At 68.3% G+C, this 23,603-nt stretch carries 24 protein-coding genes; 23 read left to right on the forward strand and 1 reads right to left on the reverse strand.

Annotated elements, in window-relative coordinates; all coding sequences use genetic code 11:
• Positions 1–9: 9 nt before the first annotated feature.
• From tsaB to KF871_RS06180, 3 genes are read left to right on the forward strand one after another with little or no spacing between them, the layout of a single operon-like run.
• Positions 10–795, forward strand: a complete 786-nt coding sequence (gene tsaB, locus KF871_RS06170) for a tRNA (adenosine(37)-N6)-threonylcarbamoyltransferase complex dimerization subunit type 1 TsaB (protein WP_291139726.1) — start codon at positions 10–12, stop codon at positions 793–795.
• Positions 792–1,388, forward strand: a complete 597-nt coding sequence (gene rimI / locus KF871_RS06175; RefSeq protein WP_291139729.1) for a ribosomal protein S18-alanine N-acetyltransferase — start codon at positions 792–794, stop codon at positions 1,386–1,388. The genes tsaB and rimI overlap by 4 nt, the downstream gene beginning before the upstream one ends.
• Positions 1,385–2,203, forward strand: coding sequence for a uracil-DNA glycosylase (locus KF871_RS06180; protein ID WP_291139732.1), 819 nt, complete (start codon positions 1,385–1,387; stop codon positions 2,201–2,203). Before rimI ends, KF871_RS06180 begins: the two co-directional genes overlap by 4 nt.
• Before the next feature lie 16 nt (positions 2,204–2,219).
• Here KF871_RS06180 and KF871_RS06185 read toward each other — a convergent pair whose 3' ends face one another.
• Positions 2,220–3,140 (reverse strand): EamA family transporter, encoded by a 921-nt coding sequence (locus KF871_RS06185; protein WP_291139735.1) that lies wholly within the window; start codon positions 3,138–3,140, stop codon positions 2,220–2,222.
• Between the two features lie 71 nt (positions 3,141–3,211).
• Between KF871_RS06185 and pyrF the strand changes: the two genes are divergently transcribed.
• From pyrF to KF871_RS06285, 20 genes are all read left to right on the forward strand, one after another.
• Positions 3,212–4,054, forward strand: a complete 843-nt coding sequence (gene pyrF / locus KF871_RS06190; RefSeq protein WP_291139738.1) for an orotidine-5'-phosphate decarboxylase — start codon at positions 3,212–3,214, stop codon at positions 4,052–4,054.
• 149 nt (positions 4,055–4,203) lie between these two features.
• Complete coding sequence (locus KF871_RS06195; protein WP_291139741.1) at positions 4,204–6,057, forward strand: DUF1800 domain-containing protein; 1,854 nt, start codon at positions 4,204–4,206, stop codon at positions 6,055–6,057.
• Between the two features lie 14 nt (positions 6,058–6,071).
• Entirely contained in the window at positions 6,072–7,505 is a 1,434-nt protein-coding gene (locus tag KF871_RS06200; protein WP_291139744.1) for a DUF1501 domain-containing protein, read from the forward strand.
• 70 nt (positions 7,506–7,575) lie between these two features.
• Entirely contained in the window at positions 7,576–8,289 is a 714-nt protein-coding gene (locus KF871_RS06205) for a glutathione binding-like protein (RefSeq protein WP_291139747.1), read from the forward strand.
• On the forward strand, positions 8,286–8,894 hold the full coding sequence (locus KF871_RS06210; RefSeq protein WP_291139750.1) for a glutathione S-transferase family protein: 609 nt from the start codon (positions 8,286–8,288) through the stop codon (positions 8,892–8,894). The genes KF871_RS06205 and KF871_RS06210 overlap by 4 nt, the downstream gene beginning before the upstream one ends.
• A gap of 31 nt (positions 8,895–8,925) precedes the next feature.
• The gene (locus KF871_RS06215; RefSeq protein ID WP_291139754.1) at positions 8,926–9,528 is read left to right on the forward strand and encodes a DJ-1/PfpI family protein; all 603 of its coding nucleotides are present in this window, start codon (positions 8,926–8,928) and stop codon (positions 9,526–9,528) included.
• Between the two features lie 110 nt (positions 9,529–9,638).
• On the forward strand, positions 9,639–10,256 hold the full coding sequence (locus tag KF871_RS06220) for a bifunctional 2-polyprenyl-6-hydroxyphenol methylase/3-demethylubiquinol 3-O-methyltransferase UbiG (protein ID WP_291139757.1): 618 nt from the start codon (positions 9,639–9,641) through the stop codon (positions 10,254–10,256).
• Positions 10,257–10,466: 210 nt separating this feature from the next.
• Positions 10,467–11,000, forward strand: coding sequence for a DUF6622 family protein (locus KF871_RS06225; protein ID WP_291139760.1), 534 nt, complete (start codon positions 10,467–10,469; stop codon positions 10,998–11,000).
• 163 nt (positions 11,001–11,163) lie between these two features.
• Positions 11,164–12,849, forward strand: a complete 1,686-nt coding sequence (gene atzF, locus KF871_RS06230) for an allophanate hydrolase (RefSeq protein WP_291139762.1) — start codon at positions 11,164–11,166, stop codon at positions 12,847–12,849.
• A gap of 50 nt (positions 12,850–12,899) precedes the next feature.
• Positions 12,900–13,928 (forward strand): ABC transporter substrate-binding protein, encoded by a 1,029-nt coding sequence (locus KF871_RS06235; RefSeq protein ID WP_291139764.1) that lies wholly within the window; start codon positions 12,900–12,902, stop codon positions 13,926–13,928.
• 4 nt (positions 13,929–13,932) lie between these two features.
• A complete protein-coding gene (locus KF871_RS06240) occupies positions 13,933–14,787 on the forward strand; it encodes an ABC transporter permease (protein ID WP_291139767.1) in 855 nt (284 codons plus the stop codon).
• A gap of 112 nt (positions 14,788–14,899) precedes the next feature.
• Positions 14,900–15,721: an ABC transporter ATP-binding protein gene (locus tag KF871_RS06245; protein WP_291139770.1), complete on the forward strand. Its 822-nt coding sequence runs from the start codon at positions 14,900–14,902 to the stop codon at positions 15,719–15,721.
• A gap of 10 nt (positions 15,722–15,731) precedes the next feature.
• Complete coding sequence (locus KF871_RS06250; RefSeq protein WP_291139773.1) at positions 15,732–15,932, forward strand: DUF4089 domain-containing protein; 201 nt, start codon at positions 15,732–15,734, stop codon at positions 15,930–15,932.
• Positions 15,933–15,945: 13 nt separating this feature from the next.
• Entirely contained in the window at positions 15,946–17,331 is a 1,386-nt protein-coding gene (locus KF871_RS06255; RefSeq protein WP_291139776.1) for an AtzE family amidohydrolase, read from the forward strand.
• Positions 17,328–17,726, forward strand: a complete 399-nt coding sequence (gene hpxZ, locus KF871_RS06260; protein ID WP_291139780.1) for an oxalurate catabolism protein HpxZ — start codon at positions 17,328–17,330, stop codon at positions 17,724–17,726. The genes KF871_RS06255 and hpxZ overlap by 4 nt, the downstream gene beginning before the upstream one ends.
• A gap of 42 nt (positions 17,727–17,768) precedes the next feature.
• Complete coding sequence (locus KF871_RS06265; protein ID WP_291139782.1) at positions 17,769–18,875, forward strand: BMP family ABC transporter substrate-binding protein; 1,107 nt, start codon at positions 17,769–17,771, stop codon at positions 18,873–18,875.
• Between the two features lie 117 nt (positions 18,876–18,992).
• Positions 18,993–20,072 (forward strand): ABC transporter permease, encoded by a 1,080-nt coding sequence (locus KF871_RS06270; protein ID WP_291139784.1) that lies wholly within the window; start codon positions 18,993–18,995, stop codon positions 20,070–20,072.
• Positions 20,073–20,133: 61 nt separating this feature from the next.
• The gene (locus KF871_RS06275; protein WP_291139786.1) at positions 20,134–21,054 is read left to right on the forward strand and encodes an ABC transporter permease; all 921 of its coding nucleotides are present in this window, start codon (positions 20,134–20,136) and stop codon (positions 21,052–21,054) included.
• Between the two features lie 283 nt (positions 21,055–21,337).
• Positions 21,338–22,027: a cysteine hydrolase family protein gene (locus KF871_RS06280; RefSeq protein ID WP_291139788.1), complete on the forward strand. Its 690-nt coding sequence runs from the start codon at positions 21,338–21,340 to the stop codon at positions 22,025–22,027.
• Entirely contained in the window at positions 22,024–23,601 is a 1,578-nt protein-coding gene (locus KF871_RS06285) for an ABC transporter ATP-binding protein (RefSeq protein ID WP_291139790.1), read from the forward strand. The genes KF871_RS06280 and KF871_RS06285 overlap by 4 nt, the downstream gene beginning before the upstream one ends.
• The last annotated feature ends 2 nt before the right edge of the window (positions 23,602–23,603 follow it).

A 23,603-nucleotide genomic window follows, 5' to 3' on the forward strand; every position in this document is an offset into this window, starting at 1 on the left:
AATCCCCCGATGACCCCCGAACCGCGCCTGCTTGCCATTGACTCCAGCACCGACACGCTGTCGCTGGCGCTGGCCGAAGGCACACGCGCCGTTCAACACCACACCGGCCCGGGCGGCGCCCAGGCCTCACACAGCCTGCTGCCCCAGGCGCAGGCCCTGCTGGACGCCGCCGGCTGGGGCCTGAGCGACCTGGACGCCATCGTGTTCGGTCGCGGGCCGGGGTCGTTTACCGGGCTGCGCACCGCCTGCGCGGTGGCACAGGGCCTGGCCTACGGCACACGCAGCGCGCGCCATCCCGAAGGTCTGCCCGTGCTGCCGGTCGACACGCTGCTGGCGCTGGCCGAGCAGGCCCGTGCCGACCACGCCGCCGAGGGCAGCGTCCTGCCGCGACACATCGTGGCCCTGCTGGACGCCCGCATGGACGAGCTCTACCTCGCCGTCTACGCCTGTGGCCCGCAAGGCGTGCTCAGCGAAACCGTTTCACCCCGACTCATTGCCCCGGCCGACCTCGCGCCCTGGCTGCTCTCCCAAGGCCTGGGGGAGCACACCTTGCTGGCGGGCAATGCCTTCGCCCCTTATGCCGACGCGCTCGCCGCCGCTCCCGGGCAGCGCCGCAACGCGCTGCCCACGGCACAAGCCCTGCTGCGCCTGGCGCCGGCCATGCTTGCCAACGGCATGGCGGTGGCCGCGCGCGAGGCCCTGCCGCTCTATGTGCGCGACAAGGTTGCGCGCACCACCGCCGAACGCGAAGGCCGCCCAGCGAAGCCGCAGCAGCAGCCGGAGCCCACACCTTGACCACCGCCCTGCCCGACTGGGCCCACGGCCTGTGGCCCGCCCCGCCCGACTCGCGCTGGCGCTCGCTCGACACGGTGGAGCGGCGCGTGCGCTTTCAGCCCATGAGCGAAGACGACCTCGACACCGTCCACGCGGTCGAGACCAGTGCCTATGGCCACCCCTGGACGCGCAAGCACTTTCGCGATTCGCTGCAATCGGGCCACCCCTCGGTGATGCTGCTGGGCCAGCCCCTGCCGGGCGAGCAACCCGCGCCCGCACGAGCCGATGGTCGCTGGCTCATGGGCTACTTCATTGCCATGGCCGGCGTCGAGGAAGTGCACCTGCTCAACATCACCGTCGCGCCCGTGCACCAGCGCCAGGGCTGGGCGCGTTTCATGCTGGACGCGCTGGCGCTGTGGTCGCGTGGCCAGGGCGCCCAGGCCCTGTGGCTGGAGGTGCGCGAGAGCAATGCGCCGGCCCGCCGTCTGTACGAGAGCTATGGGTTCGAGGCCATGGGCCTGCGGCGCGGCTATTACCCGCTGACCACTCACCAGCGCGAAGACGCCGTCGTGATGTGTCTGCGTTTGCCGGCCTCGGCCCGGGTGCCAGCATGAGCGCCGACGACGCCTGGGTTCGCGCGCTCGACGCACGCCAGCGCGCCATGCTGGCCGAGATGGGGATCAAGGTGTGGCTGCCGAAGCCGGTCGCCGCTGAGCCTGCCCCAGCGCCGACACAGGCTGTCGACAACGCGCCGCCTGCACGGCCGGCACACGCGCCGGTGCGCCCCATGGCCACGCCCCTGGCCGCGCCCATGGCACCGCCCACGGCGCAGCCTGCTCCGGCGCGCAACGCCCCCGCACGCGGCGACGTGGCCCAGCTGGACTGGCCCGCCCTGCGCGAGGCCGTGGCGCAATGCCGCGCCTGCGGTTTGTGTGAATCGCGCCGGAACACGGTGTTCGGCGTGGGCCATACCCAGGCCGACTGGATGATCGTGGGCGAGGCGCCCGGCGAGCAGGAGGACCGGCAAGGCGAGCCCTTCGTGGGCGCGGCTGGCCAGTTGCTCGACGCCATGCTGCGCGCCTGCCACCGCTCGCGCACCGCCAACGATGCCAGCGGCGTCTTCATCGCCAATGTGCTGAAGTGCCGCCCACCGGCCAACCGCAACCCGACACCCGAGGAGGTGCTGCAGTGCGAGCCCTTCCTCGCCCGGCAGGTGGCGCTGGTGCAGCCGAAACTCATCATCGCGATGGGGCGTTTTGCGGTGCAGGCGCTGCTCAAGACCAACGAGCCCATCGGGCGGTTGCGGGGGCGCGTGCACCACTACGAGGGCGTGCCCGTGATCGTCACCTACCACCCCGCCTACCTGCTGCGCACCCCCACCGACAAGGGCAAGGCCTGGGCCGATCTTTGCCTGGCGATGTCGCAGTAAAGCGCCTGGCCCGGCGTCAGGCGTCGCTCGCCGAGCCGTCCTGAGCGGAGGCGGACTGTGTGGCGCGGGCAGGCCAAAGCACGGACGCGATGGCCACCATGATCAGCAGCACGGCGGCCAGATCCTGCCAGTGCAGCACCTCGCCCAGCCACCAGGCTCCCGAGAACACACCCAGCACCGGGATCATCATCACGCTCAGCGTTGAGGCAATCGGCGGCAGGTCGCGCGCCAACACCAGCCAGGCCACCTGCGCGAACGCGAACACGCCAATCGCGTTGTAGAGGATGGAGGACCACACCATGGGCGACGGCATCGACCAGCCATCACTCTCGAAGACCCAGGCCAGCAGCGTCATCCAGGTCGCGGTGAGCACGGTCATCCAGAACGACAGCGCCAGCGTCTGGTACGGCAAGGTGGTGCGGCGCATCATCTGCGTGCCCACCGCCCAGCCCGCCGCGGCCACCAGCATCATGGCCACGCCCTGGGGCGCGCCCGACAGGCGCACGAACTCGTGCCACAGCAGCAGCACAACGCCCAGGGCCGCCGCGGCCACGCCACCCCAGGCCCGCGACGGCAGGCGCTGGCCGAACCAGAACGCGCCCAGGATCGCCGAGAACACTGGCATGGTGTAGCCCAGGATGGCCGCGCGCCCGCTGGACAGCGACTGGATCGCCAGCACCGCCAGCGTGTGCCAGAACAGCATGTTGAAAACTGTCAGCACTGCCAGTGCGCCCCAGTGCTCGCGCGCCACGCGAAACGGCACCCGCCGCCACACCAGCAGCAGCGCCAGCACGGGCAGGCCGATCCACATGCTGAGCACCCGGAAAGTCAGCGGCTGGTAGGCCATGATGCCCATCTTCATGATGGGCCAGTTGATGCCCCAGACCAGGGTGAGCACGGTGAGCAGCACCAGGTGCTGGCGGGAGATGGCATGCATGGGCGCGCATCGTACGCGCTCACCAGGGCGCTCGCCGGGCCGCCAGGCCCCATCCACCTAGAATTCCGTCCATGCTTTTCACCGACCAGTTGCAGGCCGCCACCCAGGCCAACGCCAGCCTGCTGTGCGTGGGCCTCGATCCCGACCCCGCCCGATTCCCGGCCGACCTGCGCGGCAACGCCGCTCGCATCTACGACTTCTGCGCCGCCATCGTCGACGCCACCGCCGACCTCGCCTGCGCCTTCAAACCCCAGATCGCCTACTTTGCGGCCCACCGCGCCGAAGACCAGCTCGAGCGGCTGATCGCGCACATTCACCGCAACGCCCCCGGGGTGCCAGTCATCCTGGACGCCAAACGCGGTGACATCGGCAGCACCGCCGAGCAATACGCCATCGAATCCTTCGAGCGCTACAACGCCGACGCCGTCACGCTCTCGCCGTTCATGGGTTTCGATTCCGTCGAGCCTTACCTCAGGCACCACGGCAAGGGCGCGTTCCTGTTGTGCCGCACCTCCAATCCGGGTGGGGACGATCTGCAGGCGCAGCGCCTGGCGTCGGTCGAGGGTCAACCCCTGCTCTACGAACACGTGGCCCGTCTGGCACAGGGGCCATGGAACCTCAACGGCCAGCTGGGCCTGGTGGTGGGCGCCACCTACCCCAACGAGATCGAGCGCGTGCGGGCCCTCGCCCCCACGCTGCCGTTGCTCATCCCGGGCGTCGGCGCACAAGGCGGTGACGCCACCGCCACCGTGCGCGCCGGCTTGCGCACCGACGGCGACGCGGTCACCGGCACCGTCGTCGTCAACTCCTCACGCGCCATCCTGTATGCGTCCGCCGGAGCCGACTTTGCCGCAGCGGCCCGCCAGGCGGCCTTGCGCACGCGTGCGGAATTGCACGCAGCGCGAAGCCGCTGAACGACCGGCGGCGCCGACGCACCCCCCAGTGGTATGCCGTTCGGCGGCTGCGGCGGGGCCGCGACAGCCCCCTGTAACGACACGCAACCCACCATCACGCTGCGATGACGGCTGCCTAGACTCGCCCTCCATCCAACAGGAGGACGGTCATGGCAGCAAAGGAAATCGACCTGGCAGCCGACGGGAAGGTGATCGGTGATGCGCCCCACGTCGTGCAGGACAACGACCCGGGAGACACGGCATGGAAGACCGCCGCGGCCGTAGGTGCTGCAGCGGCGCTTGTCGCCTGCGGCGGTGGCGGCGGCGGTGGCAGCGGTGAAGAAGAACCGCCCTTCGTGCCTGTGGTGGACTTCTCCACCGCCGGCTACACCTACCTGGACGCCGGCAACGATCAGGAAGCCGCGCGCTTTCTGCAACAGGCCCAGTTCTCGTCGACCCGCGAAGAAATCGCCGCCGTGCGCAGCGAGGGCTACGCGATGTGGCTGGCGCGCCAGTTCCAGCAACCGCTCAAGTCCAGCGGCGTGGGCTGGCTCAACGCGCGTGGCTACGGCGTCAACGACAGCAACAACTATTACTTCAATACCTACCCGGCCGATTTCATGATCTGGGGCCAGCTCCTGAGTGGCCCCGACATGATGCGCAAGCGCTGTGCACTGGCGCTCTCGGAGCTGTGCGTGAGCTCGATGTCATCGGCCGAGTTCACCTGGCGCAGCCACGCCTACGGTTCGTGGTGGGACATGCTGGTGCGCAACGCCTTCGGCAACTTTCGCACCCTTCTCGAGGACGTGACCCTGCACCCCGCCATGGGCTACTTCCTCAACACCAAGGGCAACCAGAAGGAGAACACCTCCACCGGTCGCGTCCCAGATGAGAACTACGCGCGCGAGGTGATGCAGCTCTTCACCATCGGCCTGCTCGAGCTCAATCTGGACGGCACGCCCAAGATGAGCGGCGGCAACCCCATCGAGACTTACGGCCAGGACGACGTCACCAGCCTGGCGCGGGTCTTCACGGGTTGGGACTTCGACACCTCCGACGGCGTTCGGCTGACCCCACCGGGCCAGAGCTACACCATCGAGTCGTCGGCGTTCAGCGGCAAGCCCATGAGCCTGCGCGAGAGCCGTCACTCCACGCTGGAGGCACGCTTTCTGGGCGTGACCGTGCCCGCTGGCACGCCCGGGCGCGATGCGCTCAAGATCGCCCTGGACACGCTGTTCAACCACCCCAACGTCGGCCCGTTCGTGGCGCGCCAGATGATCCAGCGCCTGGTGACCAGCAACCCCAGCCCGGCCTACGTGCAACGTGTGGCGACCAAGTTCAACGACAACGGCAAGGGCGAGCGCGGCGACATGAAGGCGCTCTGGCTGTCCATCCTGCTCGATGAGGAAGCGCGCGGCCCCGCCTCGCTGGCCAGCGACAGCTTCGGCAAGCTGCGCGAGCCCATGCTGCGCTTCATTCAGTGGGCGCGCAGCTTCGCCGTCAGCTCGGCCGCCGGCAGCTGGAAGATCTTCGATCTGAGCAACGGTGGGACGCAGCTTGGCCAGAGCCCGCTGCGTTCGCCCTCGGTGTTCAATTTCTTCCGCCCCGGCTACGTGCCACCGGGTACGGCCATGGCCACCAGCGACGCCACCTCGCCCGAGTTCCAGCTCGTCAACGAGACCAGCGTGGGCGGCTACCTCAATTTCATGCAGAGCGTGATCGAGCGCGGCATCAACTGCCCCAACCCCGGCGTGCCGCAGGCGGCCTACAACAACTACGCCTACGACGTGCAGGCCAACTACTACCGCGAGCTGGCGCTGGTGACCGATGCCGCCGCGCTGATCGATCACCTCAACCTGGTGCTCACGGCCGGGCGCATCTCACCGGCCTCGCGCACCATCATGGTCAACGCCCTGGAGGCCACACCGGTCACGGCAGCCAGCAGCGCCACCGTCAAGAACCGCCGCGTCTGGGCCGCGGTATTCATGGTGATGGGGTGCCCCGAGTACCTGATCCAGAAGTGAAACGGGAGGCCACCATGCATTTCATCAACCCCGACAAGTACAACCGCCGCGCCTTCCTGCGCCGCGCCGGCCAGCTCGCTTTCACCGGTGCGGCCATGCCCACCGTGATGAACCTGGCCGCCATGGGCGAGGCCGCCGCCTTCAACGCCACCGACTACAAGGCGCTGGTCTGCGTCTTCCTGTTCGGCGGCAACGACTACGCCAACACCGTCATCAACTACGACACCACCAGCCACGGCCAGTACAGCACCATCCGCGGCGGCATTGCCATCGCGCGCGGCGACCTGACCGCCACCGCCCTCAACCCCACCACGCCGCTGCCCGGTGGTGTGCAATACGCCTTTCACCCGTCCATGACCGGGTTGGCGGGGTTGTTCAACGGTGGTGCCGCGGCGGTGCAGCTCAACGTCGGCCCGCTGGTGGTGCCCATGACGCGCCAGCAGTACAACGCCAACAGCGCCGCTTACCCACGCCCGCCCAAGCTGTTCTCGCACAACGACCAGCAGTCGGTGTGGATGAGCTCGGCCGCCGAGGGTTCCACCACCGGCTGGGGTGGCCAGATCGGCGACCTCGCGCGCTCGTCCAACAACCCCAACAACGTGCTGACCTGTGTCTCGGTGGCCGGCAACACCGTGTTCCTCTCGGGCGATCAGGCGCTGAGTTACCAGGTCAGCTCCAACGGCGCGGTGCGCATCAACTGCCTCAATGGCAACGTCTACAACTCATCGGCGGTGCGCTCGGCCATGCTTCAGCTGGCGCTGCAGACTCGCACCCACCCGCTCGAGAACGAATACAACCTCGTCACCGCACGCGCCTTCAGCACCGAGGGCGCCATCACCAACGCGCTGGCGGCCTACCCAGCCACCGACGCGCCCTTTAGCGCCTTCCCCAGCAACGGTCTGGCCAACCAGCTCAAGCTGGTGGCGCGCCTGATTGCCGCGCGCGACACGCTGGGCACCAAACGCCAGGTGTTCTTTGTGTCCATGGGTGGCTTCGACCTGCACGACAACCTCATCACCAACCAGGCCAACCTGATGGGCCAGCTCAGCAGCGCGCTCACCGCCTTCTACGACGCCACCGTGCAGCTCGGTGTTTCCGACAAGGTCACCGCGTTCACCGCGTCCGACTTCGGCCGCACACTGACCTCCAACGGCGACGGCTCCGACCACGGCTGGGGGTCGCACCACCTGCTGGTGGGTGGCGCTGTCAAAGGGGCCGCGCTGTATGGCAAGGCGCCACCGGTGAGCGTGACCAACAGCACCACCGACGCCTTCGACCAATGGCACGTGGGCCAGGGGCGGCTGCTGCCGAGCACCTCGGTTACGCAGTACGCGGCCACGCTGGCCAAGTGGTTCGGCGTGGAGGCCGCCGAGATGCCGCAGGTGCTGCCTTACTACAGCAACTTCGGCGGCGCCGAATATCCGGTCGACGTGGGCTTCATGGCCTGAACCTGCGCGTCGCGGGGCCCGAAACCTGTGTGACACCAGGGGCGATCATGGGCGCCTAGCATGAGCGCCCATGATCGATCTCTACACCGCCGCCACCCCCAACGGACACAAGGTCTCGATCGCGCTGGAGGAGCTGGGCCTGCCCTACACCCTCAAGGTGCTCGATCTGGCCGCCGGCCAGCAAAAGCAGCCCGCCTTCCTGACCATCAACCCCAATGGCCGCATCCCCGCCATCGTCGACCGAGAGGCCGATGACTTCGCGGTGTTCGAGTCTGGCGCCTGCCTGATCTACCTTGCCGAGAAGACCGGCCAGCTCATGCCCGCCGACACAAAGGGGCGCTCGCTGGTGCTGCAGTGGCTGATGTTCCAGATGGGTGGCATCGGGCCCATGATGGGCCAGGCCAATGTGTTCTTCCGCTATTTCCCCGAGAAAATCCCGGCGGTCATCGACCGCTACCAGGGCGAGAGCAAGCGGCTGTTTCGCGTGCTCGACGACCGCCTCAAAGACCACGAATTCCTGGCTGGCGATTACTCCATTGCCGACATCGCCAACTGGGCCTGGGTGCGCACGCACCGGTGGTCGGGCGTCGAGGTGGACGACCTGCCCCACCTCAAACGCTGGCGCGACGCCATCCGGGCGCGGCCTGCGGTGCAACGCGGCATCGAGGCCCCGCCGTCGCGCGTGGATCTCACGCGCGACGGCGACGCCGCGGCCAAGCGGTTCTCGGAGGAAGCTCGGCGCATGGTGGAAACCGGGCAGTCGCTCAAGGAGGACCGGCGATGAAGCTCTACGTCAGTGAGCGCGCACCCAACCCGCGGCGGGTGCAGATGTTCATCGCCGCGAAAGGCATTACCGGCATCACCGAGGTGCTGGTCGACATCAACGCGCACGAACACCGCCAGGCAGAGTTCCTCGCGCGCAACCCGATGGCGCGCATCCCGATCCTTGAGCTCGACGACGGCCGCTGCCTGAGCGAATCGCGCGCGATCTGCAGCTACCTCGAAGGCCTGTACCCCGAGCCCAACCTGATGGGCCGCGACGCCGATGAGCGCGCCTTCATCGAGATGCACGACCGCCACGTGGAGTGGTACCTCACCCTGCCGCTGGCCCAGGCCATCCGCCACCAGCACCCCGGTCTGGCCGTGCTGGAGCAGCCCCAGTTCCCCGAGTTCGGCGCCTCGCAGCAAGCCAAGGCCATGGACTCGGTGCGCTGGCTCGATGGCGTGCTGCAGCGCCAACCCTGGGTTGCCGGCGAACGCTTCACCATCGCCGACATCACCGCCTTCTGCACCATCGAATTCGCGCGGCTGCTGAAGTTCAAACCCGGCGAGCAGGGTTTTGGCGCGCTGCAGGCCTGGCGCGATCGCGTGGCGGCGCAGGTGCCCTGACCTGCTACACGCCACCTGCCAACCAGCCCGTATGCACATCGCCATCCTCACCTTCCAGGGCTTCAACGAGCTCGACTCCCTGATCGCACTCGGCGTGCTCAACCGCGTCAAAGAGCCCGGCTGGCGCGTCACGCTGTGCTGCCCCGAGCCCCAGGTGACCTCCATGAACGGCGTCACCGTGCACGCCCAGTCGACGCTGGAAGAAGCCGCCAGCGCCGACGCCGTTCTGGTCGGCAGTGGCATCAGGACACGGGACATCGTCGCCACGCCCGGGTTGCTGTCGCGCATCCGGCTCGACCCTGCGAAGCAACTGGTGGGAGCGCAATGCTCCGGCACGCTGATCCTGGCCAGGCTGGGTCTGGTGAGCGACATCCCCGCGTGCACCGACCTGACCACCAAACCCTGGGTGGTCGAAGCCGGCGTGCAGGTGCTCAACCAAGCCTTTTATGCGCGCGGCAACCTCGCCACTGCCGGCGGCTGCCTCGCGGCGTCCTACCTGGCCGCCTGGGTCATCGCCCGCACCGAAGGCATGGACGCCGCCGCAGCGGCACTGCACTATGTGGCCCCGGTCGGCGAAAAGGATGACTTCGTGGCCAACGCGCTGCGCCACATTGCGCCGTGTTTGCCCGCGTGAAACGGGTTTGACGCCAGCAATTTGCGGGACAAGACCCTGGCATGCGGCTACCGGCCAGAGGTGCCCGTTCGGTACGTGTAGAAACCACAAACCAGACTTCCTTCCTACCTATGTCTTCCACAGTTCCTGGCGCTGCGGGCTACGGCGCGAACGCGTCGGTGTTGGCCTCACAGTACGAGAGCATCACCTTCTCAGAGGTCTACCGCGACCTACTGCACCTTTTTCCCGTACAGCCCTGTGCGGTGCTGGACATTGGAGCGGGCTCGGGTCGAGATGCTGCAGAACTTTCGCGACGCGGCCATCAAGTTGTTGCAGTAGAGCCCACAGCAGAGCTTCGCGCCGAGGGGCAACACATCCACCGCGAGCTGGCGATCGAATGGGTGGACGATCATCTCCCGACGCTCGCAGCGCTGAGGCGAACGAAGCGGCGGTTCGATGTGGTCTTGCTCACGGCGGTGTGGATGCACCTTGATGAAAGTGAGCGGAGCGCTGCCATGGAAGCGCTCGCCGAACTTTCTGCAGAGGGCGGTGTGATCTTCATGTCGCTGCGCCACGGCCCCATACCCGAAGGCAGAAGGATGTTCGAAGTTTCTGCCAAAGACACCATTCAATTGGCAGCTGGTTTCGGTTTTCGCTGTGATTTCGAAGCCGAACGTGAGGACATGCTGGGACGGTCAGAAGTGAGATGGAGCTTCCTGGCGCTACACAAGAGGGTCGCTCATCGGTAGTCTCTACATCCGGTTCGGGCCCAGGCAAGCCGTGACCCCAAGTCCCACTGGGGGAAGTCCTTGTCCTCCGCCATGTGCGGCGCTATGCGCTTCATCCGCCCGTGGCCGCATTTCGCACCTCCACCTTGGCAATTCGTCTCAGCCCGTTGGGCAGTGCGTCCGGTAGCCACCACAGTGCGCGCATCCGATGAATGCCCCCAAGGAGCCGTCATGCTGCTGCAACTCTTGATTCAACATCCGTCCGCCGTTATTCCGATCGTTCGCTCAACGCCACTGTGGGTATGGGGCTTGCTCGCGGGCCTGCTCGCGCTGGGCGCCAGCCAGGCGCGCGATCGCACGGCCAGCCTGGCGCGCGTTTCCCTGTTTCCGGTGGCCATGACCATCTTTTCGGCCTGGGGCGCACTGGCCGCCCTGGGCACATCGCCCCACCTCAAGCTTTTGATCGCAACCTGGCTTCTGACCGCCCTGATCACCGTCGGCCTGGTTGCCCGGGGCCGCAGCGCTGCCCGCTACGACGCGACAACGCGCCGGTTCGCGCTGCCGGGCAGCCTCGTGCCGCTGCTCCTGATCACCGCCATCTTTCTGGTGAAGTATGTGGTGGGGGTGGACATGGCGATGGCGCCGCAGCTGGTGCGCAACCTCGCGTATGTGCTGTGTGTCGCGGCGCTGTATGGGACTTTCTGCGGGGTCTTCATGGGGCGCGCCCTGCGCCTGTGGCGCCTGCCGACGCTGCGCGCCGGATGAGCCTGCGCCACACGAAGGGCTGACCCCGTCCGCGGCCCGGCACCCTGCACGCCTTAGCCCCTGTCCAGTCGGTTCCGCCCGGAACCGGGCGCCGTTTGTCACCCTTGCGGCAGTTGGCACCCATCTTGCATCACGTCTTGTATCCAAGATGGGATGACTCAACATGGTGCAAGCAGCTTCCGACGCCACCCCCCAGGCCGCCTGGCTTCACCGGCCGGCGCAAGCCCTGGCCGGACACCCCGATGGCCCGCTGGCCGGCCTGCGCTTCGCCGTCAAGGACAACATCGACGTGGCCGGCTGGCCCACCACCGCCGCCTGCCCCGCCTTCGAGCACACCCCCGGCGCACACGCCACCGTGGTGCAACGCCTGCTCGACGCTGGTGCCGAGCTGGCCGGCAAGACCAACCTCGACCAGTTTGCCTGCGGCCTCAATGGCACCCGCTCGCCGTACGGCGCGGTGCCCAACAGCTTCGACCCCAGCCTGGTCTCGGGCGGCTCCAGCTCGGGCTCGGCCTATGTGGTGGCGGCGGGCGAGGTGGACTTCTCGCTCGGCACCGACACCGCGGGCTCCGGGCGCGTGCCGGCGGGCCTGAACAACATCGTCGGACTCAAGCCCTCGCGCGGCCTGCTCAGCACGCGCGGCGTGTTGCCGGCGGCGCAGAGCATCGACTGCGTGTCCATCTTCGCGCGCACCGTGGGCGTGGCCGCGCGCGTGCTGGCGCAGGCCATGGGGCACGACCCGCTCGACCCTTACTCGCGCGCGCTCACACTGGCTGCACCGTCACTGAGCGGGCGCTTCCGCTTTGGCGTGCCCGATCAACTCGACGCCTGCGACGCGCCCAGCCGCGCTGCGTTCGAGCAAGCGGTGGCGCAGTTGCAGGCGCTGGGTGGCACGCCGGTCAGCTTCGACTACACACCCTTCGCGGCGGCGGCCGACCTGCTCTATGAAAGCGCCCTGGTGGCCGAACGCTACGCGGCCATCCGCGGCTTCTTCGACGGCCACGAGAGCGAGGTGATCGAGCCGGTGCGCACCATCGTGGGCAACGGTCGCAACTATTCGGCGGCCGACTGGTGCGACGCGCAGGTCAAGTTGCGCGCCTACGGGCAGCAGGCGCAGGCCGCCTGGGCGCAGATGGACGTGATGGTCGTCCCCACCGCGCCGGCACACATTCGCATCGACGCCATGCGCGCCGACCCGGTGGCGCAGAACCGCCGCCTGGGTGCGTACACCAACTTCGTCAACCTGCTCGACTACGCGGCGCTGTCAGTGCCCACCAGCCTGCGCGAAGACGGCCTGCCCTTCGGCGTCACGCTGATCGCACCAGCCGGCATGGACCTCGCACTGCTCGACCTGGGCCAGCGCGTGCACCACGCCAGCGGCCTCACCCTGGGCGCCACCGGTGCACCGCTGCCCACGCCCGAGCCGCTGCCGGCCATGGGCGAACCCACGGTCGACGTGGCGGTGGTGGGCGCGCACCTGAGCGGCATGCCGCTCAACAGCCAGCTCACCGAGCGCGGCGCCACGCTGGTGCGCAGCGGCTTCACCAGCGACGCCTACCGCTTGTTTGCCCTGCCCGGCACCACACCGCCCAAGCCAGGCCTGCTGCGCGTGGGCCGCGGCCTGGGCCAGCCGATCGCGATCGAGATCTGGCGCATGCCCTTGCGCCACTACGGCAGCTTCGTCGCGCTCATCCCGGCGCCGCTGGGCATCGGCTCGCTGGAACTGGCCGACGGCCAGCGCGTGCAGGGCTTCAGCTGCGAGCACGAAGCCACCCTGAGCGCACGCGACATCACCGATTTCGGCGGCTGGCGCGCCTACATGGCGCAGAACAAGCCAGCCACAGCCTGAACACCCGACACCTTTTTCAACCTCACCCTTCATCAACGCAGGAGCCCACCATGACCCAGCCACTTCGTGCCGCCAAGCCCAAGATCGCCGCCCCGTCCGAACAACGGCGCCAGCTCCTCAAGATGGGCGCCGGTGGTGCGCTCATCGGCGCGCTGGGCGCGCCCGCGCTCAGCCTGGCGCAGAGCGGCCCCAAGATCCGCATCGGCTACTGGCCCATCGCCGCCGGCCTGCCGTTCTACTCGGCCTTCGAGCTGGGCTACTTCAAGGAAGCCGGCCTGGACGTGGAGCCGCAGCGCTTCGCGGGTGCCCAGCAGGTGATGGAAGCGGTGCTCTCAGGCCGCGCAGAAGGCACGGCCAACGGCACCGGTTCGGCCAACATCGCCATCGGCGAGATCGCCGCGCCCGGCACCTTCAAGATCTTCTGCTCCAACCCGAGCAACGTGAAAAACGTGCTCGACGAAGTGATCGTGCCGGTGGCCAGCCCGGCCAAGACCATCGCCGACCTCAAGGGCAAGCGCATCGCCTCGGGCCCCGGCATCCAGAACGTGACGCTGGCCAAGACGGTGCTTGAGCGCGGCGGTGCCGCCGGTGCCACCGTGGTCGAGCTGCCGATCGGCCAGCACGTGGCCGCTCTGGCCGCCGGCCAGATCGACGGCGCCTACACACTCGAACCCACGGGCACCATCGGCCGACTCAACGGCACCACGCGGGTGCTTGAAGCCGGTGTGATCGCGCACTACGTGCTGGGCGACCCCAACGCACCGTGGTTCGGTGGCTCGGCCTCGCTGTCGGGCGCCTTCATCAAGAAGTACCCCGAAGAGGCCAAGAAGTTCGTCGCCGCCTACGGCAAGGGCGTGAACTACGTGCGCACCAAGGCCGTCGAGGCGCGCCAGTACCTCAAGGGCTACACCGCCATCGAAGGCGCCCTCACCGGCGAAGTGCCGCTGGCCGCGTACACCATGTACAACGAGTTCACGCCCGCCGACGTGGCCCACTTCCAGAAGTTCTTCGACCTGTTCAGCGAGAAGGGCATCTTCAGCTCGCGCCTGATGGTCGACTCCATGCTCTACAAGGGCTGAGGCCATGGACATGGAAGCCCGGCCCCAGGCCACCGAGACGGCGCCTGCCAGCGCCAAGCCGTGGAGCCCGCCGGCCTCGGCCGGTGCGCCCACGCCACCCAAGAAGACCGACTGGGCCCGGGCACTGCCCGTGGTGGGCCCGGTGGTGCTCTTCCTCGTGTGGGACATCGCCGTGCGCGGCGGGTTCATCAACCGCATCCTGCTGCCCTCGCCGGTGGATGCGATCGGTGCGCTGCTCAGTGGCCTGGCCGGTGGGCCCTTGCTCAACGACTTCCTGATCACGGTGTGGCGCACGGTGCAGGCCTTCCTCATCGCCGCCTTCGTGGGCATGCCTTTGGGCATCGTGCTGGGCAGCACCGAGAAGGCCTACCGCAGCGTGGAGTTCCTGATCGACTTCTTCCGCTCCACGCCGTCGTCCGCACTGATCCCGCTGTTCCTCATGATCTTTGGCGTGTCCGACATCAACAAGGTGGCCATCGCGGCCTTCGGCGCCTTGCTCATCGTGGTGTTCAACAGTGCCTACGGCGTCATTAACGCGCGCAAGCAGCGCGTGATGGCGGCCAAGGTCATGGGCGCCACGCCCTGGCAGGTGTTCAAGGACGTGCTGTTCTGGGAAAGCCTGCAGCCCAGCTTCGTGGGCCTGCGCTCGGCGGTGTCGATGGCCTTGGTGATCGTCATCGTGGCCGAGATGTTCATCGGCGCCGACAGCGGTCTGGGCAACCGGATCATCAACTCGCAGCAGGTGATGAACGTCAAGGACATGTACGCCTCGATCCTGGCGGCCGGTGCCCTGGGCTACGCGCTCAACGTGTTGTTCCTGGTCATCGAACGCAAGGTCGTTCACTGGAGCGGAAGATGACAAGGACCACTCCCGCCGCGCTTCGCGCGACCCCCTTCAAGGGGGCGATGCCAGCGGCCCGGCAGAGCCGGTTCCGCGGCATCCCTGGTCACTTTCTCCGACTGGAGTTGCCATGTCCGTTGTACTGAATGCGCCCGTCGTGGCCGACGTCCCCGCACCGAAGTTCGAGCCCGGCCCCGCCGGCACCCACATCACCATCCGCGGGCTCACCAAGTACTTCGCGGGCTGGCCGCTGTACGAGAACTTCGACCTCGACATCCCCAAGCACAAGATCGTCTCGGTGTTCGGGCCCAACGGCTGCGGCAAGAGCACGCTGATCAACATGATCGCGGGCCTGATCCCGATCGACTCGGGCGAAATCCTGTTCGACGGCAAGTCGCTCAAGGACACCAAGATCGGCTACGTGTTCCAGAACTACCGCGAAGCGATGTTCCCGTGGATGCGCACCATCGACAACATCGCCTACCCGCTCAAGCTGGAAGGGCGCAGCAAGGCCGAGGTGGACCGCCGCGTGGCCGAACTGGTGGCCTCGTTCGACGTCAAGTTCGACCTCAACCGCTTCCCCTACGAGCTCTCGGGTGGGCAGCAGCAGACCGCGTCGATCATGCGCGCGCTGGCGCCCAACCCCGAGGTGCTGTTCCTCGACGAACCCTTCTCGGCGCTCGACTTCGAGATGACGCTGTTCATCCGCGAGAAGCTGCAGGAGGTGTTCATGCAGACCGGCACCACCATGATGCTGGTCTCGCACGACCTGGAGGAAGCCGTCTACCTGGCCGATCAGGTGTTGCTGCTGACCAAGCGACCCACCAAGGTGGCCGAGATCCTGCCTTACGAAGACCCGCGCCCGCGCACCGTGGCCACGCTGTCCGAGCCGAGCTTCATTGCCGCCAAGAAGCGCAGCCTGGAGATCTTCCAGCGCGAAGTCAGGCGTTGATGCAATGTCGATGAACGAGCCCCAGACCCTGGCCTACGTGCAGGCCGTGGCCACCGCACTCGAGCTGCCGCTGGACGCAGCACGGGCCCAGCGCGTGGCCACGCACCTGCAACGCACCACCGCCATGGCACAGCTGTTGCAAGCCTTCCCGCTGGACGACGAGGTCGAACCCGCTGAGGTGTTCTGCCCCGCGCCCTACCCCCACGACTGACGCCGAACGACCGATGCCCAGCTTGAGCCAGACCGCCCAGGACGTCACCACCGGCCGGCGCAGCGCCAGCGAGGTGCTCGAAGCCTGCATCGCACGCATTGAAGCCACCGAGCCGCGCATCAACGCCTTCACCAGCACGCGATTCGACGCGGCGCGGGCGCAGGCCGGTCGCATCGACGCGCAGGTGGCACGCGGCGAAAAGCCGGGGCCGTTGGCCGGTGTGCCGTTCGCGGTGAAGAACCTGTTCGACATCGCGGGCGAGGTCACGCTCGCGGGCTCCAAGGTCAACCGGTCCAACCCGCCGGCGCGCAGCGATGCGGTGCTGGTGGAGCGGCTGCAGGCGGCGGGTGCGGTGCTGGTGGGCGCACTCAACATGGATGAGTACGCCTATGGCTTCACCACCGAGAACAGCCACGAAGGCGCGACCCACAACCCGCACAAGCCCGACCACACGGCCGGTGGCTCCTCAGGAGGCTCGGGTGCGGCCGTGGGCGCGGGCCAGGTGCCGCTGGCGCTGGGCTCCGACACCAACGGCTCGATCCGCGTGCCGTCGTCGTTTTGCGGCGTGTGGGGTCTCAAGCCCACGTTCGGCCGGCTGTCGCGCCGCGGCAGCTACCCCTTCGTGGCCAACATCGATCACCTCGGCCCTTTCGCCGACGACCTGGCCGGGCTGGCGCTGGCCTACGACGCCATGCAAGGCCCCGACCCGCTCGACCCGGGCTGCTTCGCCACCTCGGTGCAGCCCACGGTGCGCGGCCTGACCCAGGGCGTTGACGGCTTGCGCGTGGGCGTCCTTGGCGGCTACTTCAACGAACTGGCCAGCGCTCCGGCCCGGGCGGTGGCCGCACAGGCCGCGGCGACCCTGGGTGCGAAGGACGCGGTCGACTGGCCGCTGGCGGCCGAGGCACGCGCGGCCGCCTTCATCACCACCGCCAGCGAAGGCGGCGCGCTGCACCTGGCGCGCCTGCGCGAGCGCGCCGACGACTTCGAGCCCCACTCGGTGGACCGCTTCATCGCCGGTGCCTTGCAGCCCGCCGCCTGGTATGTACGCGCGCAACGCTTTCGCCGCGTGTACCGCGACCGCATCAACGACCTGTTCCGTCACTGGGACGTGCTCATCGCGCCGGCCACCCCGGTGGCCGCGCCCGTGCTCGGCAGCGAGTGGATTGACATCAACGGCCAGCGCTTCCCCTGCCGACCCTCGATCGGCCTGCTGACGCAACCGGTGTCTTTCTCGGGCTGCCCGGTGGTGGCCGCGCCGCTGTGGCCCGAAGGCACCGACGGCCTGCCCATCGGCGTGCAGTTGATTGCCGCACCGTGGCGCGAGGACCTGGCGCTGCGCGCGGGCTGGGCACTCGAACAAGCGGGCGTGGCCCGTGTGAAGGAGACCAGCCTGTGAACGCTGCCGGGATCAGCCTGCCGGAAATCAACTTGCCGGAGGTGCGTGCCGAAGTCACGGCCGCCTTCGAACGCTATGAGAAGGCCCTGGTCGGCAACGACGTCGACGTGCTCGACGAGTTGTTCTGGAACAGCCCTCACACGCTGCGCTACGGCGCCACCGAAAACCTCTACGGCTACGCCGAGATCCAGGCCTTTCGCAAGGCGCGGCCTTCGGCGGGTCTGGCGCGCACGCTGGGGCGCACCGTCATCACCACCTACGGCCGCGACTTCGCCACCGCCAACACCGAGTTCCACCGCGCCGGCAGCGACCGTGTCGGTCGCCAGAGCCAGACCTGGATGCGCACGCCCGAGGGCTGGCGCGTGGTGTCGGCGCACGTGAGTTTGTTGGCCTGACCTTCCCTTTCGATTCCCCCACCCACCCACTGGAGCGTTCCCATGAAGCACACCCTGCCCAATCGCCGCGACTCGCTCAAGACCCTGGCCGCCCTCGGCGCTGTGGCGTCGAGCCCGTTCGCTTTCGCGCAAAAGCCCATTACCGTGGGCGTGATCTACGTCGGCCCGCGCGACGACTACGGCTACAACCAGGCGCACGCCGAGGCCGCCGCCCTGCTCAAGAAGATGCCCGGCGTGAAAGTGGTGGAAGAGGAGAACGTGCCCGAGACCGCCGCGGTGCAACGCACCATGACCGGCATGATTGCGCAGGACGGCGCCAGCCTGCTGTTCCCCACCTCCTTCGGCTACTTCGACCCGCACATGCTGGCGGTGGCGGGCAAGTACCCCGACGCACGCTTTGCGCATTGCGGCGGTATGTGGACCGAAGGCAAACACCCCAAGAACACGGCCAGCTTCTTCGGCTACATCGACGAGTGCCAGTACCTCAATGGCGTGGTCGCCGGTCACATGAGCAAGAGCGGCAAGCTCGGCTTCGTGGCCGCCAAGCCCATCCCGCAGGTGCTGCGCAACATCAACGCCTTCACCATGGGCGCGCGCTCGGTCAACCCGGCCATCACCACCAGCGTGATCTTCACGGGTGACTGGTCGATGCCGGTGAAGGAGGCCGAGGCCACCAACAGTCTGGCCGACCAGGGCGTGGATGTGTTCACCATGCACGTCGACGGCCCCAAGGTCATCGTCGAGACCGCGGCCAAGCGCGGCAAGATGGTCTGCGGCTACCACGCCAGCCAGGCCAAGCTCGCGCCCGACGCCTACCTCACCGGCGCCGAGTGGAACTGGCTCACCGCTTACACCACCTTCCTCGACGCCGCTCGCAGTGGCAAGCCGCACCCGAACTTCGTGCGTGGCGGCCTCAAGGAGGGCTTCGTCAAACCCTCGGCCTACGGCCCCAAGGTCACCGATGCGGCCAAAAAGCAGGCCGACGGCATCAAGGCCCAGATGATGGCGGGCAGCTTCGACATCTTCAAAGGCCCGCTCAAGGACAACAAGGGCGGCATGCCGATCGCGGCCGGCAAGGTGCTCAAGCAGACCGACCTCGAGCTGGAGAAGATGAATTACCTGGTCGAAGGCGTGATCGGAAGTGTTTGACGCACACCCCCGCAGCGCCTGCGGCGCTACCCCCTCAAGGGGGCGCCACCCGCGGCCCGGCAAAGCCGGTTCCGTGGTGGCCCTCGACAAGACACGCATATCGCGAGGGTGACCGTCATGCGAACTTGGGTGAGCAGCAGCTTCTTGACCATTGGCGCCATCACAGCGGCGCTGGCGGTGTTCGGCCTGATCGTCGCCTTCGCCGGCGTCGACCCGATCCAGGTCTGGATCCTGCTGTTCAAGGGCGCGTTCGGCGACGCGTTCTCGTGGCAGAACACGCTGCAGCGCGCAGCGCCACTGATGCTGACCGCGCTGTGCGTGGCCATCCCCGCGCGCGCCGGGCTCACCATCATTGGCGGCGAAGGCGCGCTGGTGCTGGGCGGGCTGGCCTGCGCGGCACTGGCCCACGCGGTGCCGCTGCCGGGCAACATCGTCGGCAGCGTGATGGTCTGCATCGCCGGGGCGGTGGCTGGCGCGCTGTGGATTGCGCTGGCCGGCTGGCTGCGGCAGTACCGCGGCATCAACGAAACCATCAGCAGCCTGTTGCTGGCCTATGTGGCGATCGGGCTGTTCAAGCACATCGTCGAAGGCCCGCTGCGCGACCCGGCCAGCCTGAACAAGCCTTCCACCCCCGCGCTCGACGAGGGTCTGCTGATCGGCACCATCGCCGGCTCCGACGTGCACTGGGGCCTGGTGGTGGGTGTGGTCGCCTGCCTGGCCGCCGGGCTGTGGCTGCGCGTCACCGCGGGCGGCTTTGCGCTGCGGGTGGTGGGCGGCAACCCGCGCACCGCGCAGCTGGTGGGCCTGCCCGCCACGCGCCTGATCCTGCTGGGCTGTGCGCTGGGTGGCGCGGCGGCCGGTGTGGCGGGTGCGATCGAGGTGGCCGCGGTGCACACCAGCGCCAACGCCTCGCTGATCGCGGGCTATGGCTACGCCGGCATCCTGGTCGCCTTCATCGCGCGCCAGCAGCCGGTGGCCATCATCCCGGTGGCCATCCTGTTCGGTGGCTTTGGCGCAGCGGGCAGTCTGCTGCAGCGCCGCCTCGGCCTGCCCGACGCCTCGGTACTGCTGCTGCAGGGCATCGCCTTCGTGTTCATCCTGGCCAGCGAAGCGCTGCGCGACCACAACTGGCGCGCCACCTACATCCGCATCATGGGTTTCGACCCGCCCGCGCCACCCAAGGAGAAAGCCGCATGAGCGCCGCCGGGCCGTTCCCAAGGCGCTCAGTCCCGCAGTTCGCAGAACGGAGGGTAGTTGAATGAGCGCTGATCAATGGGTCATCCTGCTGGCGGGCATCGTCGGCGGCGCACTGCGCGTCGGCGTGCCCTTCCTCTTCGTGAGCCTGGGTGAGTGCCTGACCGAAAAATCCGGTCGCATCAACCTGGGGCTCGAAGGGGTGCTGGTGCTGTCGGCCATGACGGCCTTCGGTGCCTCCTACCTCAGCGGCTCGGCCTGGATCGGCGTGCTGGCCGCCGCCGCCGCGGGCGCGCTGCTGGCCACGCTGCACGGCCTGCTGTGCTCGCTGCCGCGCGTCAACGACATCGCCACCGGCATCGCGCTGATGCTGCTGGGCACGGGCCTGGCGTTCTACCTGGGCAAGCCGCTGATCCAGCCGCAGGCCGCGCAGCTGACGCCGATCGCCCTGGGCGGCTGGAGCGACTCGGCCGCAGTGCGCGCGGCCCTGCAGGTCAACCCCTTGCTGCCCCTTGGCGTTGTGCTGGCGGGCGTGATGGCCTGGGCCTTCACCCACACGCGTGGCGGCCTGAAGGTGCGCATGGCCGGCGACTCGGCCAACGCCACGCGCGCGCTGGGTTACTCGGTCAACGGCATCCGGGTGGCGGCCACGGCACTGGGTGGCTGCATCGCCGGGCTGGGTGGCGCGTCGCTCACGCTGTTCTACCCGGGCAGCTGGAACGAAGGCATCTCCAGCGGGCAGGGCCTGATCGCGGTGGCGCTAGTGATCTTTGCGCGCTGGAACCCGTGGCGCTGCCTGATGGCGGCACTGCTGTTCGGCGGCGCGGGCGCCATCGGCCCGGCGCTGCAATCGATCGGCATCGGCTGGGGCTACCACCTGTTCAACATCGTCCCTTACGTGCTCACGCTGGTCATCCTGGTCATCACCTGCCGCCCGGGCAGCATCGTGCCGGGCAGCCCGGGTGAACTCTCGTCGCAACGCTAGGGCCTGTTCACACCATTTTTTCAAGATGCGATGCGGATCAAAAAGACCATGCGCAAGGCGCGAGACGCAGGCGGGCCGGTGGCCCGTCGAGGCTTCGCAACGCGGCGCATGGCCTTTTTGGCCGCAACCCGCAGGGAACGGGGTGGAAACAGCGCCACTCGTCGTTGCACTCCTAAGCCAGGCGCCCAGCCTGGCTGTCGTCGCGCGCCTCGATTGGCGCTGTTTCCACCCCGTTCGCACTTGGAAAAATGGTGTGAACAGGCCCTGAAGGAGGTCCGCAGCCATGGAACGTTTCGTCGACGCCAACCCCTACGCCTGGCCCTGGAACGGCGACCTGCGCCCGGACAACACCGCGCTCATCGTGATCGATATGCAGACTGACTTCTGCGGCGTGGGCGGCTACGTGGACAAGATGGGCTACGACATCTCGCTCACGCGCGCGCCGATCGAGCCCCTGAAGACGCTCATGGCGGCCATGCGCGCCGGCGGCTATCACCTGATGCACACGCGCGAAGGCCATCGGCCCGACCTGTCGGACCTGCCGGCCAACAAACGCTGGCGCTCGCGTCAGATTGGCACCGACGGCGTGGGCATTGGCGATGCGGGCCCTTGCGGACGCATCCTGGTGCGCGGCGAGCCGGGCTGGGAGATCATTCCCGAGCTCGCGCCCCTGCCCGGGGAGCCGGTGATCGACAAACCCGGCAAGGGCTCGTTCTGCGCCACCGACCTGGAGCTGATGCTGCACACGCGCGGCATCCAGAACATCCTGCTTGCCGGCATCACCACCGACGTCTGCGTGCACACCACCATGCGCGAGGCCAACGACCGCGGCTTCGAGTGCCTGCTGCTGTCGGACTGCACCGCCGCCACCGACCGCGGCAACCACGAAGCGGCGCTGAAGATGATCACCATGCAGGGCGGTGTCTTCGGCGCCCACGCACCATCGTCCGCCGTGCTGGAGGCCATCGCATGATCGAGCAGCCCCCCACCCCGATCGGCGGCCTGCCCCGCGGCCAGGGCGCCATGGCGCTCGAGACTTACGAGATGGGCATGCGCTTTGGCAGCTTCGACGCGCTCAAGGACGTCAGCCTGAAGGTCGCCCCCGGCACGGTGCACGCGCTGCTGGGCGAGAACGGCGCCGGCAAGAGCACGCTGGTCAAATGCGTGGCGGGCTTTCAGCGGCCCACCAGCGGCAGCATCCTGGTCGATGGCCGCGAACAGGCGGTGGCCAACCCGGTGGTCGCGCGCAGCCTGGGCATCGGCATGGTCTACCAGCACTTCACACTGGCACCAGGCATGACGGTGGCCGAGAACCTCCTGATGGCCGGCGGGCAGGTGCCATCGATGATCGACTGGCGCAGCGAGCGCGCAAAGCTGGCGCAGTTTCTGGAGACCACGCCCTTTCGACTGGACCTGGACGCGCGACCGCAGGAGCTGGCCGCTGGCGAGAAGCAAAAGCTCGAACTGCTCAAGCAGCTCTATCTGCGCCCGCGATTGCTGATCCTGGACGAGCCGACCTCGGTGCTCACGCCGCAGGAGGCCGACGAGGTGCTGGGCCATGTGCGCGCCTTTGCGCTCAGCGGCCTGTGCACCGTGGTCATCATCACGCACAAGTTCCGCGAGGTGACCGCCTTCGCCGACGACGTGACCGTGCTGCGGCGCGGCCGCGCGGTGTTCCAGACGGCGGTGAAAGCCACCGACCCGACGCAGCTGGCGCAGGCCATGGTGGGTGGTGAAGGTACGCCAGCCGACGACGCCGCTGCGCCGTCGACCGCTGCGACCAGCGACACCCCCACCGGCGAGGTCTCGCTCGACGTGCAGGCCCTGCAGGTGATGGGCGACCGTGGCACGCTGGCGGTCGAGGGCCTGAGCCTGCAGGTGCGCGCTGGCGAGATCCTGGGTGTGGCGGGTGTCTCGGGCAATGGCCAGCGCGAACTGGTGGAGGCCCTGGTGGGCCAGCGACCGCGCGCCAGTGGCGAGGTGCGTGTGCGCGGCGAAGCCTACGGCGCGCGCCGCGAAGAGAACCACCGTTTGAAGGTGCGCAGCCTGCCCGAAGAGCCGCTGCGCAACGCCTGCGTGGGCGATCTGTCGGTGGCGCAGAACATGGCCTTGCGCGACTTCGATCGCCCACCGTTGTGCCGGGGCGGGCGCCTGCGCTTTGGCGAATGGCGTCAGCGCGCGCGCGCCTGGATCGCCGAATACGGCATCAAGACACAGGGCGAGGGCGCGCCGATCCGCAGCCTGTCGGGCGGCAACGTGCAGCGCGCGGTGCTCGCGCGCGAGCTGCACGGCGAGATCAATGTGCTGATCGCGGCCAACCCGGTGTTCGGGCTGGACTTCGCGGCGGTGCGCGAGATCCACGACCGCCTGCGCGAGGTGCGGCGCCGCGGTGGTGCGGTGCTGCTCATCAGCGAAGACCTGGATGAGTTGCTGGAGCTGGCCGACCGCATCGTGGTGATGAGCGAGGGCCGCATCGCCTACGAAACCCCGGCCGCGCAGGCGAGCCGGCAAACGCTTGGCGCCCACATGGGCGGCGGGCACCACTGACG

This window comes from Hydrogenophaga sp., assembly GCF_019635465.1.
Classification (GTDB): domain Bacteria; phylum Pseudomonadota; class Gammaproteobacteria; order Burkholderiales; family Burkholderiaceae_C; genus Hydrogenophaga.